The organism is Streptomyces nanhaiensis (assembly GCF_046614825.1).
GTDB classification, from domain to species: Bacteria; Actinomycetota; Actinomycetes; order Streptomycetales; family Streptomycetaceae; genus Streptomyces; species Streptomyces radiopugnans.
On record NZ_JBKJFM010000057.1, the window covers coordinates 17091 to 32229 of the forward strand.

15 protein-coding genes are annotated in these 15139 nt (G+C 74.9%); 9 read left to right on the top strand and 6 right to left on the bottom strand.

What is annotated here, in order from left to right:
* Nucleotides 1-16: 16 nt before the first annotated feature.
* From ACLIYP_RS14795 to ACLIYP_RS14815, 5 genes are all read left to right on the top strand, one after another.
* Complete coding sequence (locus tag ACLIYP_RS14795; RefSeq protein WP_412713610.1) at nt 17-493, top strand: hypothetical protein; 477 nt, start codon at nt 17-19, stop codon at nt 491-493.
* Between the two features lie 192 nt (nt 494-685).
* Complete coding sequence (locus ACLIYP_RS14800) at nt 686-1678, top strand: alpha/beta fold hydrolase (protein WP_412713597.1); 993 nt, start codon at nt 686-688, stop codon at nt 1676-1678.
* Nucleotides 1679-1799: 121 nt separating this feature from the next.
* Nucleotides 1800-2501 carry a hypothetical protein gene (locus ACLIYP_RS14805; protein ID WP_412713598.1) on the top strand — a complete coding sequence of 234 codons (702 nt, stop codon included), beginning with the start codon at nt 1800-1802 and terminating at the stop codon, nt 2499-2501.
* Between the two features lie 439 nt (nt 2502-2940).
* Nucleotides 2941-4854: a molecular chaperone DnaK gene (dnaK, locus tag ACLIYP_RS14810; RefSeq protein ID WP_412713599.1), complete on the top strand. Its 1914-nt coding sequence runs from the start codon at nt 2941-2943 to the stop codon at nt 4852-4854.
* 298 nt (nt 4855-5152) lie between these two features.
* Nucleotides 5153-7363, top strand: coding sequence for a SpoIIE family protein phosphatase (locus tag ACLIYP_RS14815; protein WP_412713600.1), 2211 nt, complete (start codon nt 5153-5155; stop codon nt 7361-7363).
* A 63-nt stretch (nt 7364-7426) separates the two neighbouring features.
* Here ACLIYP_RS14815 and ACLIYP_RS14820 read toward each other — a convergent pair whose 3' ends face one another.
* Both ACLIYP_RS14820 and ACLIYP_RS14825 read right to left on the bottom strand, forming a co-directional pair.
* On the bottom strand, nt 7427-8062 hold the full coding sequence (locus ACLIYP_RS14820; protein ID WP_412713601.1) for a maleylpyruvate isomerase N-terminal domain-containing protein: 636 nt from the start codon (nt 8060-8062) through the stop codon (nt 7427-7429).
* Nucleotides 8059-8943, bottom strand: coding sequence for an NAD(P)-dependent oxidoreductase (locus tag ACLIYP_RS14825; protein WP_412713602.1), 885 nt, complete (start codon nt 8941-8943; stop codon nt 8059-8061). Before ACLIYP_RS14825 ends, ACLIYP_RS14820 begins: the two co-directional genes overlap by 4 nt.
* 149 nt (nt 8944-9092) lie before the next feature.
* Between ACLIYP_RS14825 and ACLIYP_RS14830 the strand changes: the two genes are divergently transcribed.
* Nucleotides 9093-10151, top strand: coding sequence for a GlxA family transcriptional regulator (locus tag ACLIYP_RS14830; RefSeq protein WP_412713611.1), 1059 nt, complete (start codon nt 9093-9095; stop codon nt 10149-10151).
* 97 nt (nt 10152-10248) lie between these two features.
* On the opposite strand, the gene ACLIYP_RS14835 is transcribed toward ACLIYP_RS14830, so the two are convergent.
* Nucleotides 10249-10620, bottom strand: coding sequence for a cupin domain-containing protein (locus tag ACLIYP_RS14835; RefSeq protein WP_412713603.1), 372 nt, complete (start codon nt 10618-10620; stop codon nt 10249-10251).
* A 148-nt stretch (nt 10621-10768) separates the two neighbouring features.
* Nucleotides 10769-11467, bottom strand: coding sequence for a formylglycine-generating enzyme family protein (locus tag ACLIYP_RS14840; protein WP_412713604.1), 699 nt, complete (start codon nt 11465-11467; stop codon nt 10769-10771).
* A 247-nt stretch (nt 11468-11714) separates the two neighbouring features.
* On the opposite strand from ACLIYP_RS14840, the gene ACLIYP_RS14845 reads away from it, so the two are divergent.
* The 3 genes from ACLIYP_RS14845 to ACLIYP_RS14860 all read left to right on the top strand — a co-directional run bounded on the left by ACLIYP_RS14845 (nt 11715) and on the right by ACLIYP_RS14860 (nt 13668).
* Nucleotides 11715-11957 carry a con-10 family general stress protein gene (locus ACLIYP_RS14845; protein WP_459076345.1) on the top strand — a complete coding sequence of 81 codons (243 nt, stop codon included), beginning with the start codon at nt 11715-11717 and terminating at the stop codon, nt 11955-11957.
* Nucleotides 11958-12190: 233 nt separating this feature from the next.
* Nucleotides 12191-12448, top strand: coding sequence for an acyl carrier protein (locus ACLIYP_RS14855; protein ID WP_177214033.1), 258 nt, complete (start codon nt 12191-12193; stop codon nt 12446-12448).
* On the top strand, nt 12445-13668 hold the full coding sequence (locus tag ACLIYP_RS14860) for a beta-ketoacyl-[acyl-carrier-protein] synthase family protein (protein WP_412713605.1): 1224 nt from the start codon (nt 12445-12447) through the stop codon (nt 13666-13668). The genes ACLIYP_RS14855 and ACLIYP_RS14860 overlap by 4 nt, the downstream gene beginning before the upstream one ends.
* Nucleotides 13669-13728: 60 nt before the next feature.
* Here the strand turns inward: ACLIYP_RS14860 and ACLIYP_RS14865 are convergent, their stop codons facing one another.
* Entirely contained in the window at nt 13729-14436 is a 708-nt protein-coding gene (locus ACLIYP_RS14865) for a sterol desaturase family protein (protein ID WP_412713606.1), read from the bottom strand.
* Nucleotides 14433-15139: NAD-dependent epimerase/dehydratase family protein (locus ACLIYP_RS14870; protein WP_412713607.1), on the bottom strand; the 707-nt coding region annotated here is incomplete at its 5' end. The genes ACLIYP_RS14865 and ACLIYP_RS14870, both read right to left, overlap by 4 nt.

Here is a 15139-nt window from a genome sequence, read left to right on the forward strand (position 1 = left end):
CGCCCCCGACCCGACGATGGAGGCCATCGGCGCCGCCGTCGCCGAGGGACAGACCGGCGAGGCGGAGGCCGCCCGCCGCAAACTCCTGGACCTGTGGTCCGCGATCGGCGTCACCGGCGACCCGCTGCACCGCTGCACCCTCGCGCACCACCTGGCGGACCTCCACGAGGACCCCGCCCAGGCCCTGGCCTGGGACGTCCGGGCCCTGGACGCCGCCGACGCCGTGACCGAGCGGCGCCTTCAGGAGCACCACGCCGGTCTGAGCGCCGCCGCCTTCTACCCTTCCCTGCACCTCAACCTCGCCGACGACTACCGCCGGCTCGGGTCGTTCGACGCAGCCGCCGAACACATCGACGCGGCCCGCAGATACACTCCCGACCTCCCCCAGGGCGCCTACGGCGACATCCTGCGCACCGCCGTAGAGCAGGTGGCCGAGGCCATCGCCCGGCGGGACACCACTCGCCGGTCCTCCGCCCCGGAACCCGCCACATGACGCACGGGCAACGCGCTCCGCCGCGCGGGGAGACGCCGCTCCGCCGAATGTCGCCGGACCCGTGCTTGCCGGACCGGCAAACGGGTTCGCCCTCCGGGCCGGATCTCCCACATGATCGGAGCCGAGCCGCCGGTGGGCCGGAGAAGACCGGCCCGCACCGCGGCGGCGTCCCACGGCCCCTGAGGAGGCCCCATGCCGCAGCACGACGGGCGACACGCCGCGGAGACCACCCACCGGTCGGTGCCCTCGCAGGGGGGCCGGATCCACCTGGTGGAGCAGGGAAGCGGGCCGCTGGTGCTGCTCGTCCACGGCTTCCCGGAGTCCTGGTACTCCTGGCGCCACCAGTTGCCGGCCATCGCGGCGGCGGGATACCGCGCGGTCGCGATCGACGTGCGCGGCTACGGCCGCTCCTCCAAACCGGTTGCGACGGACGCCTACCGGATGCTCCACCTGGTGGAGGACAACGTCGCGGTGGTGCGCGCCCTGGGCGAGGAGACGGCGGTGGTCGTCGGCCACGACTGGGGTTCGCCCATCGCCGCGAACTCCGCGCTGCTCAGACCGGAGGTCTTCCGCGCCGTGGGGCTGCTGAGCGTCCCCTACACCCCGCGCGGCGGGCCGCGCCCCGGCGACGTCTTCGCGCGGATGGGAGGGGAGGAGGAGCTCTACGTCTCCTACTTCCAGCGGCCCGGCCGCGCCGAGGCCGAGATCGAGCCCGATGTGCGCGGCTGGCTCGCGGGCCTCTACGCGGCCCTGTCCGCCGACACCATGCCCGTCCCCGGCGCCCCCGACCCGCACTTCGTCGGCAGGGGCGCGACGATGCGGGAGCGGTTCCCCGCCGGTCGGCTGCCCGCCTGGCTGGGTGAGGAGGAACTCGACTTCTACGCCGGGGAGTTCGAGCGCACCGGCTTCACCGGAGCACTCAACCGCTACCGCAACATGGACCGCGACTGGGAAGACCTCGCAACCTTCGACGGCGCCCCCCTCACCCAGCCCTCGCTGTTCGTCGGCGGCGGCCTGGACGCCTCCACGGTCTGGCTGGCCGACGCGATCGAGGCGTACCCGGTCACGCTGCCCGGCCTGGTCTCCTCCCACATCCTCGACGGCTGCGGCCACTGGATCCAGCAGGAGCGCCCAGCCGAGGTCAACCGCCTGCTGACCGACTGGCTCGCCTCCCTGCCCGCCTGACCCGCCTGCCCCCGCCCGCACGGCGCCCCCGCGCGGCCGGGCGCCGCGCGGGCGGGGGCATAGCGTGGTGCCGTGGGCGGGGCGCGGCCGCCCGGTGACGAGGGATGCGGGGGATTCGAAGGTGACGGGGAAGACCGGATCGCGGGTGCGGCGCGGGATCGTCGGCGCGGCAGTGGCGGCGGCCGCACTGGCGGCCCCGGCGGCGGCGGGGTGGTACGGCTACGTGTGGCTGGCCGAGCCGATGGACGTCCTGTCGCGGACCGGCGAGGTCGACGCGGCCAGCCGCGAGGCCGGGCCGGAGGGCGAACGCCGCCTGGAGGAGATCGTCGACGGCCTGCCGGGCGTGTCGCGGCAGCTCGGCACCGCCGCGAAGGACCACTGCCTGCGCCACCCCGCCTTCGAGGGCGAGCCGCCCGGCCCGCTGAGCTGCCAGTGGCGGCTGGAGCGGTACGTCGTCCTCGACGGCGACCCGAAGGAGGTCGGTGAGAAGTGGACGGAGGCGCTCGGCGAGGACCGGTGGACCGGCTCGCCGGAGCCGCTCCCGATGAACTTCGCCCCTTCCTCCGAACGGTACGGGTACCGCGACGCCCGCACCGGCGACCATCTCGTCGTCACACTGGTCCGGGACGGCGGCGACCTGCCGCTGCTGTACGCCCAGCCCGTCATCGAGCCGTTCGTCGAACACGAGCGGGAGCGGCGGGACTTCACCGGGCGGGATGCGGCGCGGGAGGCGGTGGCGCAAGGGCTGCGGGTCGCCCGGATCTCGCTGCTGCACGCCTACTACGGCCAGGAGGGCGAGGCCCCCTTCGAGCCGCCGCGCTGACCGCCCGCGCTCCGAGGGCAATCCGCGTACGCCGGGTGACCGTACGCGCACCCCGGGCGGCGGGGTGCGGCCCTTCGGTGGCTCTGGGCGGGTTCGGCCGCGAGTGGAGACCGCGCGTACAGCACAGCACCGGGAGAGCCGCCCATGACCGCAGACGGCGCCTGCGCCACGGAGGAAGCGGACCCGGGAGCGGACCTGGGAGGGGAGCCGAACCCCTCGAGCGGCCTGCGCGCCTCCGGGGCCGTCGTTCGCGGACGACGGCGCGGACGACGGCCAAAGGTCGTTACGGCTCCTGCGGTGGCCGCCCCGGCCACACCGGCCGCACCGGGCTGTGCTTGACATGAAGCGACTCAAGTTTTATGCAGGAAGTGCAGGCAGAAGACGCCCGGTTCCCGGACCGCGCGCCGGTGGGCGGCGGTGGCGAGAGGAGGGACCACAAGTGGCACGAGCGGTAGGCATCGATCTGGGCACCACCAACTCCGTGGTGTCCGTACTGGAGGCCGGCGAGCCCACGGTCGTCGCCAACGCCGAGGGCGCCAGGACCACACCCTCGGTGGTGGCGTTCGCCAGGAACGGCGAGGTGCTGGTGGGCGAGGTCGCCAAGCGGCAGGCGGTGACGAACGTGGAGCGCACCGTCCGCTCGGTCAAGCGGCACATGGGCGAGGAGGGCTGGCGCTTCCCCGCGACGGGGGACGTGGACGGCAAGCGGTACGCCGCGCAGGAGATCTCCGCGCGGGTGCTGCAGAAGCTGAAGCGGGACGCCGAGGCGTACCTGGGCGAGAAGGTCACCGACGCGGTGATCACCGTCCCCGCCTACTTCAACGACGCCCAGCGCACGGCGACGAAGGAGGCCGGCGAGATCGCGGGCCTGAACGTCCTGCGGATCATCAACGAGCCCACGGCCGCGGCCCTGGCCTACGGCCTGGAGAAGGAGGACCAGACGGTCCTGGTCTTCGACCTCGGCGGCGGCACCTTCGACGTCTCGCTGCTGGAGATCGGCGAGGGCGTCGTGGAGGTGAAGGCCACCAACGGCGACACGCACCTGGGAGGCGACGACTGGGACCAGCGGATCGTCGACCACCTGGTCAAGCAGTTCAAGAACGCGTACGGCGTGGACCTGGCCAAGGACAAGATGGCCGTCCAGCGGCTGCGCGAGGCGGCGGAGAAGGCGAAGATCGAGCTGTCCTCCGCCACGGAGACGACCATCAGCCTGCCCTACATCACCGCGTCGGACGCGGGTCCGCTGCACCTGGACGAGAAGCTCACCCGGGTCCAGCTGCAGCAGCTCACCGCCGGCCTGCTGGAGCGCTGCAAGGGGCCCTTCCACCAGGCCGTGAAGGACGCGGGGATCTCGGTCTCCGACATCGACCACGTCGTCCTGGTCGGCGGGTCCACGCGGATGCCCGCGGTGACGGACCTGGTCCGCGACCTCACCGGCAAGGAGGCGAACAAGGGCGTCAACCCGGACGAGGTGGTGGCCATCGGCGCCTCGCTGCAGGCCGGTGTGCTCAAGGGCGAGGTCAAGGACGTCCTGCTGCTGGACGTCACCCCGCTGTCCCTGGGGATCGAGACCAAGGGCGGCATCATGACCAAGCTGATCGAGCGCAACACCACGATCCCGACCAAGCGCTCGGAGATCTTCACCACCGCCGAGGACAACCAGCCCAGCGTGCAGATCCAGGTGTACCAGGGCGAGCGGGAGATCGCGGCGTACAACAAGAAGCTGGGCATGTTCGAGCTGACCGGGCTGCCGCCGGCGCCGCGCGGGGTGCCGCAGATCGAGGTCACCTTCGACATCGACGCCAACGGCATCATGCACGTGTCCGCCAAGGACCTGGGCACGGGCAAGGAGCAGCGGATGACCGTGACCGGCGGTTCGGCGCTGCCCAAGGACGACATCGAGCGGATGATGCGGGAGGCCGAGCAGTACGCGGAGGAGGACCACCGGCGCCGGGAGGCGGCCGAGACCCGCAACCAGGCCGAGCAGCTGGTGTACACCACCGAGAAGTTCCTCAAGGACAACGAGGACAAGGTGCCCGGGGACGTCAGGTCCGAGGTCGAGGCGTCGGTGGCGGAGCTGAAGGAGAAGCTCAAGGGCGAGTCCGCCGGGGGCGACAGCACAGCGGCCGTCCGCGAGGCCTCCGAGAAGGTCGCGGCCACCAGCCAGAAGCTGGGCCAGGCCCTGTACGCCGACGCCCAGGGACAGCAGGCAGCGGGCGGCGCCGGAGCCGGAGCCGGTGCCGGAGCCGAAGGTGCCAGGACCGAGGGCGCCAAGGCCGGCGGCGCGGACGACGACGTGGTGGACGCCGAGATCGTCGACGAGGACCGCGACGACAGGGGCAAGGCCGCCTAGCCCCGCCCCGCCGTGCCGCGCGCCCGCGGCCGGGCGGACCGGAACCCGCCGGCCCGCCCGAACGGGCACGGGCGTGCGGCACGGCGGGGGCGAGGGCTTCCGGCACGTGCTGGACTTACCGCAGCCCGTACCGGAGGATCGAAGTGCCGCCCGTTCGGTGCGGCCGCGGTCCGGGCCGGATCCGGCCGCCGGCCAGGGCCGGAACGGGCCGCGGGGGCCGGCCTGTACGGGCGGGCCCGGGTTCGCAGCGAAGTGGGGAACGCCGATGAAGGGGCAGGCGACGCGGAGGACCACCGCGATGAGCGGGGCCGCCGCGGAGCCGGTGGACGGTCCGCACCCCGGCCCGCACCCCGGCCCGCACCCCGGTCCGCCCGGTGACGACGAGACGCGTGGCCTGTTCCGCGCCTCCGACGCCGTCTTCGCCGAGCTGTCGGGCCGGCGCCATGTCGTGGAGACGGCCAACCCCGCCTTCTTCCGGGCCCTGGGCAGGAAGGAGACCACCGGCCTCCCCCTGGCCGAACTGGCCCCCGAACTCGTCGGGCAGGGGATCATCGGCCTGCTGGACGCCGTCCACCGCACCGGCCGCCCCTACACCGCCCAGGGCGCCAGGGTCCTGCTGGGCCCGCCGGAGGCGATGAACGAGGCGTACTACGACTTCACCTACGAACCGCGCCGGGAGCCGGGCGGGCGGGCGGTCGGCGTCACCGTCCTGGGCGTGGACACCACGGCGATCCGGCACGCCCGGCAGTTCGCCGCCGAGCAGCGGGCCCTGCTGGAGCAGATCGCCCTGGACGCGCCCGTGGAGGACGTCCTGCGCGCCATGACCACCGCCATCGAGGAGCTCAGCCCCGGGGTCCTGGTCTCGGTGCTCCTCGCCGACCCCGACGGCCGCCACCTGCGCCACGGCGCCGCGCCGAGCCTGCCGGACTTCTACAACCGGGCCATCGACGGCATCGCCACGGGGGAGGGCGTCGGCTCGTGCGGCACCGCGGCCCACCGCCGCGAGACGGTCGTCGTCGCCGACATCGCCACCCACCCGTACTGGGAGGACTTCCGCGAGCCGGCCCTGCGGGCGGGGCTGGCCGCCTGCTGGTCCACCCCGATCACGGGGACGGACGGACGGCTGCTGGGCACCTTCGCGATGTACCACCGGGTCCCGCTCGTGCCCCGCGAGACGGATCTGGCCCTGGCCGCCGCCTTCGCCCGCACCGCCGCCCTGGCGGTGGAGCGCCACGAGACCAAGCAGGCCCGCGAGCGTGCCGAGGCCAAGGAGCGGGCCGCCCGGCAGGACCTCGCCTTCGTCCTGGAGGCCAGCACCCGCATCGGCCGCGACCTCGACCTCCGCGACAGCCTGCACCGGCTGGCCGAACTGAGCGTCCCGGCGCTGGCGCCGATGAGCGCGGTGGACGTGCTCGACGGCGGGCGGCTGACGAGGGTCGCCGCGGCCGTCGCCGAGGGCCGCGGCGAACGGTGGCCAAAGGCGGCCTCGCGGACCGTGCTCCGCCCGGACGGCGAGACCGCCGCCCGGGTGCTGGCCACCGGGGCGACGGAGGTCGCCCGCCGCGTGCCGCCGTCCCCGGGCCCCTGGCGGGAACTGGGCGTCACCGGCTACGTGTGCGTCCCGCTGAGCTGGCGCGAGGGCCCCTTCGCCGTACTGACCCTGCTGTTCACCGAGGACCACCCCCTCCAGGGGCGCGCCGTCGCCCTCGCCGAGGAACTCGCCCGCCGCACCGCCGTCATCGCCCACAACGCGCGCCAGTACACCGAGCGCGTGCGGATGGCCCGCGACCTCCAGGCCGGCCTGCTGCCGCCCGAGCCGCCCGCCGTCCCCGGCGCCGAGGTCGCCACCTACTACCGGCCCGCCGGCGAGGGGCTGGAGGTCGGCGGCGACTTCTACGACGTCTTCCCGCTGGGCGGCGGCCGCTGGGCGTTCATGATCGGCGACGTGTGCGGGCGGGGTGCGCCGGCCGCCACCGTCACCGGACTGGTCCGCCACACCGCCCGCGCCGTCGCCCGGCTCGTCGACGACCCCGCCAGGGTGGTCGCGGAGGTCAACACCGCCCTGCTGGAGGGCGTCCGGCACGGCAGCGCCTTCGTCACCCTCGTCTACGGGCGGATGACCCCCGGAGGGGACGGGCTGGAGGTGGAACTCGTCCGGGCCGGCCACGTCCCGCCCCTGGTACGGCGCGGCCGGCGGGTGGAGGAGGTCACGGCCGGGGGCATGCTGCTCGGCGTCGCCCCCGATCCGGCCGTTCGCACGGTGCGGCTGGCCCTGCGGCCGGAGGAGACCCTGTTCCTGGTCACCGACGGCTTCACCGAGGCCCGGTCGGCCGACGGCCGGTTCCTGGGCGAGGACGGCCTCGCCGCCGCCCTCGCCCGCGCCGGCCGCGGCGGCGGCGCGGGCGCCCGGGAACTCCTCGACGAGGTGGTCGCCTCCGTCGACCGGTTCTCGGACGACGCCGCCCCCAGCGAGGACGACAGCGCGGCGCTGGTCATAACCGCCCGCTGACCGCCCGCCGGCCCCACCGCACGGGGTGCGGGCCGGAAGCGGCCGACGGGCACTCCAGGGAGGTCAGCGCACCGTCCCGTCCCACTGCCAGTCCGTGCGCCGGGGCATGCCGGGGAGCGGGATGCGGCCGGTGCACCACAGCAGGGTGTCGAAGGGGCCGTGCCCGGAGGGGGCGCCGGGGAAGAGGCGGGCGAGGACGGCGGTGCCGAGCGCCTCGGACGGGGCCCAGGGCAGACCGAGGGCGCGGGTGACGTCGTAGGTGTGGACGACCAGTTCGGTGACTCCCATGGCTGCGAAGCCTGCGGCGTCGGAGTGTCCCCAGGGATGCCAGGCGCGTACGTCGGCGGGGGTGTCGCGGACGGTGGAGGCGAGGAGGGACGCGGCGATGCGCAGGCCCTCCAGGCAGGCGGGTACGGGGGCCCGGGGATCGAGTGAGGCGAAGAGGGTGATGTAGCGGTCCTGGGGACGGGCGATGAGCAGACCGGCATAGCCGGTCAGGCCGAGGGCGAGATGGTCGAGGGTCTGGCGGCAGGTCCAGTCGGGGCCGAGGGCGGGGCGTGCCCAGTCCCGGTCGGCTCCTTCGAGGAGGGCGGTCAGGCAGTCGTCGGCGGCGGTGCTCAGAAGGTCCGTCCACGGCGCGGTGGAGGAGGCCGCCGGGGCCGGCATGTGACGGGGGGCGGCCTTCGGTGTCGCGGTCACCTCTCCTCCGCCGGGTGCCTCAGGACCTCGATCAGACTCGCGTAGCTGTCGGAGCCGTGGCCCGCGTCCCTGGCCCGTTCCATGGCGGACTTCAGCAGTTCGGGCAGGGCGTTGTCCACGCCGCGGGCGGCCGCGGCGTGGACGAGGTGGCCGATGGCCGCGATCTGCACGTTCACGGTGGCGTCGTCGCCCGGGTAGCGGCCGGCGTCCACCTGGGGTGCGTAGGTGGTCATGAAACCGGCCACGGCGGTCAGCCAGCGGACCGCGACGGGGGTGAAGGCCGCGGCCGGCGTCCCCTCCGCGCCGACCAGGGCGGTGCCGTGCAGCCACCCGGTCATGGTGGACCACATCAGGCCGAGCAGGGCGGTGTCGTAGAGGGAAGCCAGGCCCGGGTCGGCGCCCAGGTGCAGAGGGTCGCCCAAGGCCGCCAGGGTCGGACGGTGGGCTTCGAGGACATCGCGGGGACCGCTGTAGAGGAACATCCTCTCGGGGCTGCCCACCCCTGGCGGAGTGGTCATGATCGCGCCGTCCAGGTAATCGGCGGAGTGCGACCGGGCCCACGCGGCGGTCTCCCGGGCCTGTTCGGGGGAACCGGAGGTGAGGTTGACCAGAGCCCTGCCCGCGAGGGAGCCGGCCACGGGACCGAGGACGGCGTGCAGCGCCTCGTAGTCCAGTACGCAGGCGATGGTCAGCGGGCTCGCCGCGACCGCCTCCCCGGGTGTCGCGGCCAGGCGGGCGCCCCGGTCCGTCAACGGCACGGCCCTGTGCGGCGAGCGGTTCCACACGGTGGTCTCATGGCCGCGCTCCAACAGGACGGCGGCCAGCGCCGAACCCATCGAGCCCAGCCCGAGGACGGTCACCGCCGGGTGATCGGAATGCATGTCGCTACTCCCTGTACGTCCGCCTGCGGCGGTCGGTCACGTATGGACCAAAGATCGCAGCGGGCATCGGCCGGGAACAGTGACGCCGGTGACGGCGACCGCCAAATTCCTGCCATACGCTTCGGGGCGTGAATCCTGGTTCCGTCGCCGTGGTCGTGGCCGAGGACATCAAGGTCCCCTCATGGGACCTGTACGAACTGAGCATCCCCTGCACCGTGTTCGGGAAGCCGCAGCCCGATCTGGCCGACCCCTGGTACGAACTGCGGCTGTGCGGCGCGGGGGAGGCCCCGCCGGACGGCTCGCCGGCCGGCACCGGACTGTCGCTGCGAACCCGCCACGGGCTCGACGACCTCGTCGGCGCCGACACGGTCATCGTGCCCTCGGTCCCCGACCCCTGCGTCGACGAGGGCAGACCGCTGCCGCCGGCGCTGATCACCGCTCTGCGCCGCGCCTACGACGCGGGCGCCCGCATGGTCTCCCTGTGCACCGGGGCCTTCGCGCTCGCCGAGGCCGGACTGCTCGACGGGCGGCGGGCCACCGCCCACTGGATGCACACCGCCCAACTGGCCGCCCGCTACCCGAAGGTGCGGGTCGACGACTCGGTGCTGTACGTGGACGACGGTGATGTGCTCACCAGCGCCGGGCTGACCGCCGGGCTCGACCTCTGCCTCCACCTGGTACGCCGCGACCTGGGCGCGCACATCGCCAACCAACTGGCCCGCCGGATGGTGGTGCCCGCCCACCGGCCCGGCGGCCAGGCGCAGTTCATCGACCTGTCCGTCCCCGACACCGACGACGGGGGCCTGGGGCCCGTACTCGACTGGGCCCGTGCGCATCTGGACCGGCCCCTCACGGTCGAGGACCTGGCCCGGCGCGCCGCGATGAGCACGCGGACCCTCCACCGGCGGCTCCGTGCGGCCACCGGGACGACCCCGTTGCAGTGGCTCCTCAACCAGCGCCTGGCACGGGCCCAGAGCCTGCTGGAATCGACGGACCTGCCGATCGAGAGGATCGGGGAGCTGAGCGGCCTGGGCACGGCGAACAACCTCCGCCACCACTTCCTCCGACAGGTCGGGGTGTCGCCGGGCGAGTACCGGCGGGCCTTCCCCCGGACGGCGCCGGGGCCGTCTCCCTCTGCGGACGGGAACCGGCCGCGGGGCGTGCAGGGCCGGCGGCGGACCGGCCGGGGCGAGCCGGGCGCCCGGTGACACGGGGGAGCGGCGGAGCAGGGGGCGGTGGAGCAGGGGGCGGCGCCGCGAGCGCCGCTCGCAGCCCCCGCGACACGGCCACGACACCGGCCCGGTCTCACTCCTGCGGCGGCAGCGCGTAGCCGGGGACGGAGGGCCAGCGGACCGTCAGCAGCGTGGAGTCCTCCTCGGCGACCCAGGAGTGGTCCACACCCCGGCCCCACACCACGTAGTCGCCCCGCTCGGCCAGGACGACGCTGCGGCCGGGGAACTCGACGCGGAAACGGCCCTCGACCAGGATCTGGAAGGTGGTGCGCTCCTCGCCGCGCACCCACTGCCGCCGCCGCTCGCCGCGCGGGTGGACGCCCCACTTGATCTCCAGCGCCTCGCTGTGCCGGATGTCGCCCGCGTCCTTGAAGTGGCCCAGCAGCCAGCCCCGGTCCAGCGCCGCGTCCGGCCCGGCGCTGCCCGTGTACACGTTGTCGTCCATGTGCTCGGACGCTAACACCCGTGCCGGGCGGGCCGGTTCTCCGCCACTCCACCGTGCGCAAGAAAAGTGTGCCAAGCGTCTTGTAATACTTTGAAGATCTCCCGGCGGACAGCGGCCATGCCTCGGCCGCACCACACCGCACCGCGCGTCAGCGCGGAAGGGAGCGTGCGAGACGGAAGCCCACGTCGTCGATCCGCAGAGACGGGTGGCTGCGGCGGCGCACCGAGGCCCGGCAACTCCAGTGCTCGTCGAACCACCCGCCGCCGCGCAGCACCCGGTAGGCGCCGTAGACCTCGGGGTCGTAGCGGTCCCAGCACCACTCCCAGACGTTGCCGATCATGTCGTACAGGCCCCAGTCGTTGGGCCGCCTGCCGCCCACGGCGTGGACGCGTCCACCGGAGTTGCCGCGGTGCCAGGCGATCTCGTCGAGCGGGCCGTAGCGCGGACCGGCCGTGCCCGCGCGGCAGGCGTACTCCCACTCGGCCTCGGTCGGCAGCCGGTACCCGTCGGCGCGCTCGTCCCACTCGACGCCCGTGCCGTCCCCGTCGTCGTCACCGTCCGGGGGGAGGCGGTGGTAGGCGGGGGGCAGCCCCTCGCGCAGGGACAGGGCGTTGCAGAACCGGACCGCGTCCAGCCACGAGGCGCCCTCGACGGGCAGCCGGCCGCCTTGCGCGGCGTCGGGCGGTGATCCGGTGACCTGCGCGTACCGTGCCCGGGTGATGGGAAAGGGCGCGATCCGGTAGGGCGCGAGGTCGACTCGCCAACTGCGCTGTGTGCGGCGGTCCGACAGCGTCACCCGCCCCGGCGGGACGGCGATCGGCGTGCCGTCCTCCGTGTCGGTGTCCATGGGCGGGTGAGCCTAGCAAGCCTTTGCCGGGGGCCGGTGTCCCATCGGATGCCGCGCACGGCGGTTTCGGCCGTCACTCGCTGCGGAACCCAGGGTTCCGTGTGCTGAACGGGAGTTGACGACACGTGAGGGGCGGCGACTCCGAACATGGGCGACTTTTGATGTGTTTTGTGGTGATTACGCCCGGACGGGCCGGGCACCCGATGCTGCGAAGGGACCTGCAGAACGACGAGTGAAGGGAGCAGTCATGGCTGCGTCCAGCAACTCCAACAACCCCGGTAACTTCGCCAACGACCGTGAGCGTGCGGCCGAGGCCGGCCGCCAGGGTGGTCACGAGAGCGGCGGCAACTTCGCCAACGACCCGCAGCGCGCCGCGGAGGCGGGCCGCCAGGGCGGTCACGAGAGCGGCGGCAACTTCGCCGACGACCGCGAGAAGGCATCCGAGGCCGGCCGCAAGGGCGGTCGGAACAGCGGCGGCGGGCAGCGGTAACTCCCGCCTCGCCCGTACCGCGCCCGCGGGCGCGGACGCACACCACGGGCCCGGCCCTCCGGCACACCGGAGGGCCGGGCCCGAGCGGTGTCCGCCGGAGCCCGCTGCCTCGTACGGGTGAAATGCGCTTGCCGGGCCGCTCCGCTCCCGGCCGGGCCGTGCCGAGCCACAAGGATGGGGCGCGGAAGGGGGCCGGTTCCGGCCGGCCCGAGTTGAGCGCGCGAGGAGGCCCGATGGGCAAGGCATACGGCGTCGTTGCGGACATCCTGGTCGGCAAGTTCCAGTTCACCGAGGGCGAGCTGTCGCCCGGTGCCACGCTGGAGGAGATCGATCTGGACTCCCTGGGGCGGGTCGAGTTCGCCCTGACCCTGCGGGAGAGCACCGGTGTGCCGTTCGGTGACGACCAGATCACCCTGGACACGACGCTGGGGGAGATCGCCGACGCGGTCGAGGCCGCCTGGGGCGCGGGTACGGCGGTGGCTCCGCGGTGACCCGCGCGGACATCGCGGTGACCGGCCTGGGGGCGGTCACCCCGGCCGGGGCCGGGGTGGAGGAGACCTGGCGCCGGGTCTGCGCCGCCGCTCCCACGGCGTCCCGCGACGCCGAACTGGCCGGTCTGCCGGTCGACTTCAGCTGCCGCGCCCCCGAGGTGGAGGTCGCCGACCGGGCGCGGCGGCGGCAGTTGTGGCGCCAGGACCGTTTCACGCGGATCGCGCTGGCGGCGGCCGACGAGGCGCTGCGGGACGCGCGGCTGGACCCGTCCGCCTGGGACGGGGTCCGGGTGGGCACGGCCGTCGGGTGCAGTCTGGGCGGCGCCGGCACCTGGGAGGCGGAGTTCGCCCGGATGCGGCGGGAGGGGGCCGAGGCGGTGTCGCCGGTGGTCATCCCGAGGCTGCTGCCGAACATGGCGGCCGGGGAGGTCGCGCTCGCCCTGGGGGCGCGCGGTCCGAGCCTGGCGGTCTCCACCGCATGCGCCTCGGGCGCCAGCGCGCTGGCGGTGGCGCGCGACTGGCTGGCCGCCGGTCTGTGCGACGTCGTCCTGGCGGGCGGTACGGAGGCCGCGGTCACGCCCCTGGTGGTGTCCGGGTTCCAGCGGGCCGGGGCGCTGTCCGCCCGCACCGGCGATCCGGCGGCGGCGTCGCGGCCGTTCGCCGCGGACAGCGACGGGTTCGTCATGGCCGAGGCCGCCGCCGTCCTGGTGCTGGAGCGGGCGGCGGACGCGCGGGCGCGCGGTGTGCGCCCACGCGCCCTGCTGGCCGGCTGCGGCACCAGCACCGACGCGCTTCACCCCACCGCGCCGCACCCCGAGGGCCGGTTCGCGGAGCTGGCGGTGACCGCGGCGCTGGCCGACGCGGACCTGGGACCGGGGGACGTCGACCACGTCAACGCGCACGCCACCTCCACCCCGCTGGGCGACGCGGCGGAGGCGAGCATGATCGCCAGGGTCTTCGGCCACGGCCCGAGCGTGACCTCGGCCAAGGGCGTCCTGGGGCACTCGCTGGGCGCCGCGGGCGCGGTGGAGGCGGTGCTCACGGTCCTGAGCATCGAGCGGTCCGCCGTGCCGCCGACGGCCAACACCGACGCGCCCGCGCCGGAGTTCGACATCGATCTGGTGACCAAGGCGGTGCGCGAACAGCGCGTCCGCGCGGCCGTCAGCAACTCCTTCGGGTTCGGCGGCCACAACGTCTCCGTGGTGCTCCGGGCGGCCTGAGGCCGCCCGGTCCCCGGCCCCGCTCCGGTCCCGCGTCCGCCGCCGGGCGCGGGACCGGCGTCAGCGCGCCGCCGCCCCGCCGGTCGCTCCGCCCGCCGCCGTACGCTCCGCCGCCGTACGCTCCGGCGCGGTGCCGAAGACGTGGTCCCAGTAGGGGCAGCTCACCCCGAAGCCGCGGCTGTCGTCCTGGAAGTGGTGCCGCAGGTGGTGCCTGCGCAGACGGCGTCCGAGCGCGGTGGGCGGGCCGGGGCGGTGCAGGAGGAAGTGCAGCTCGTCGTAGAGGACGTATCCGGCGGTGAACCCGGCGGCGACGGCGTTGGCCGCGCCGCCGTCCAGGGCCAGGTGGAGGGCGGCGAAGGGGATGCCGGTCAGCACCAGACTGGCCAGGGGCGGCATGACCAGGCGGCGCGGGTCGTCGGGGTGGTCGTGGTGGACGCCGTGCACCAGCCAGTGCAGCCGTCTGCCGCGCGCGCTGCGGGGGTTCAGGTGGAAGAGGGCCCGGTGCACCCAGTACTCCGTCAGCGTCCACAGCGCGTAGCCGAGCAGGGCGTGCCAGGCCAGGGCCGCCCAGCCCAGGCGGGGCACGGCCAGGGCGGCGAGCAGGACGGCCAGGGGACCGTACAGGGCGGCGGGCACGGCCGGGTGGACGCGGGTGAGGCGGTCCAGGAGCGGGGAGCGGAACAGGGGCGGGGAGGCCCGCAGGTGTTCGGCTCGGCCGCTGCGGGGCCGGGTGGTGCGGGGCTGTGCGGTGCGGGGCCGGGTCGTCAACGCTGGTTCCTCTCGGGGGCGGATGCCGGTGCGGGGGTGGTGCCGGGCGTGGTGCGCAGGGCGTCGGCGAGGCCCGCGGGCCACAGGGCCCCCGGGGTGAAGCCGAGTTCGCGGGCGGCCCGCTCGTGGCCGCAGGTCCAGGCGGGGCGGGCCAGTTCGCGGACCTTGTCGCGGCAGAGCGCCGACGGCCGTCCCCGTACCCGCGCGGCCGCCTCGGCGCCCCAGGCGGCGGCGTACGCCACCGGGCGGGGCAGGGGGACGGTGGTGGGCGGGCGGTGGCCGGTCAGCCTCGCCACGGCCGCCGCGAGGTCCTGCCAGCGGTGCCCGGCGCCGTCGCCGGCGTGGTAGATCCCGCGGGAGGAGGGGCGGGGGGTGACGGTCGAGCCGCGGTCGGCCGCGGCGATCAGGACGCGGCACAGGTCGTCGACGTGGATCAGCGAGCAGCGGCGCGGGCCGAAGCCGCACACGGGCAGCACGCCGCCGCGCACCGCGGCGAGCAGGGCGGGCAGGAAGTCGGCGTCGCCGGGGCCGTAGACGATCGGCGGGCGGACGACGGTGCCGGGCACGGCGGCGGCCACGGCGCGCAGCGCCTCCTCACCGGCGAGCTTGCTGCGGCCGTACGCCGACACCGGCGCGGGCGGGTCGTCCTCGCGGCGCGGCCGGCCGGGCGGGGAGGGCCCGGCGGCGGCCAGGGAGGAGCAGT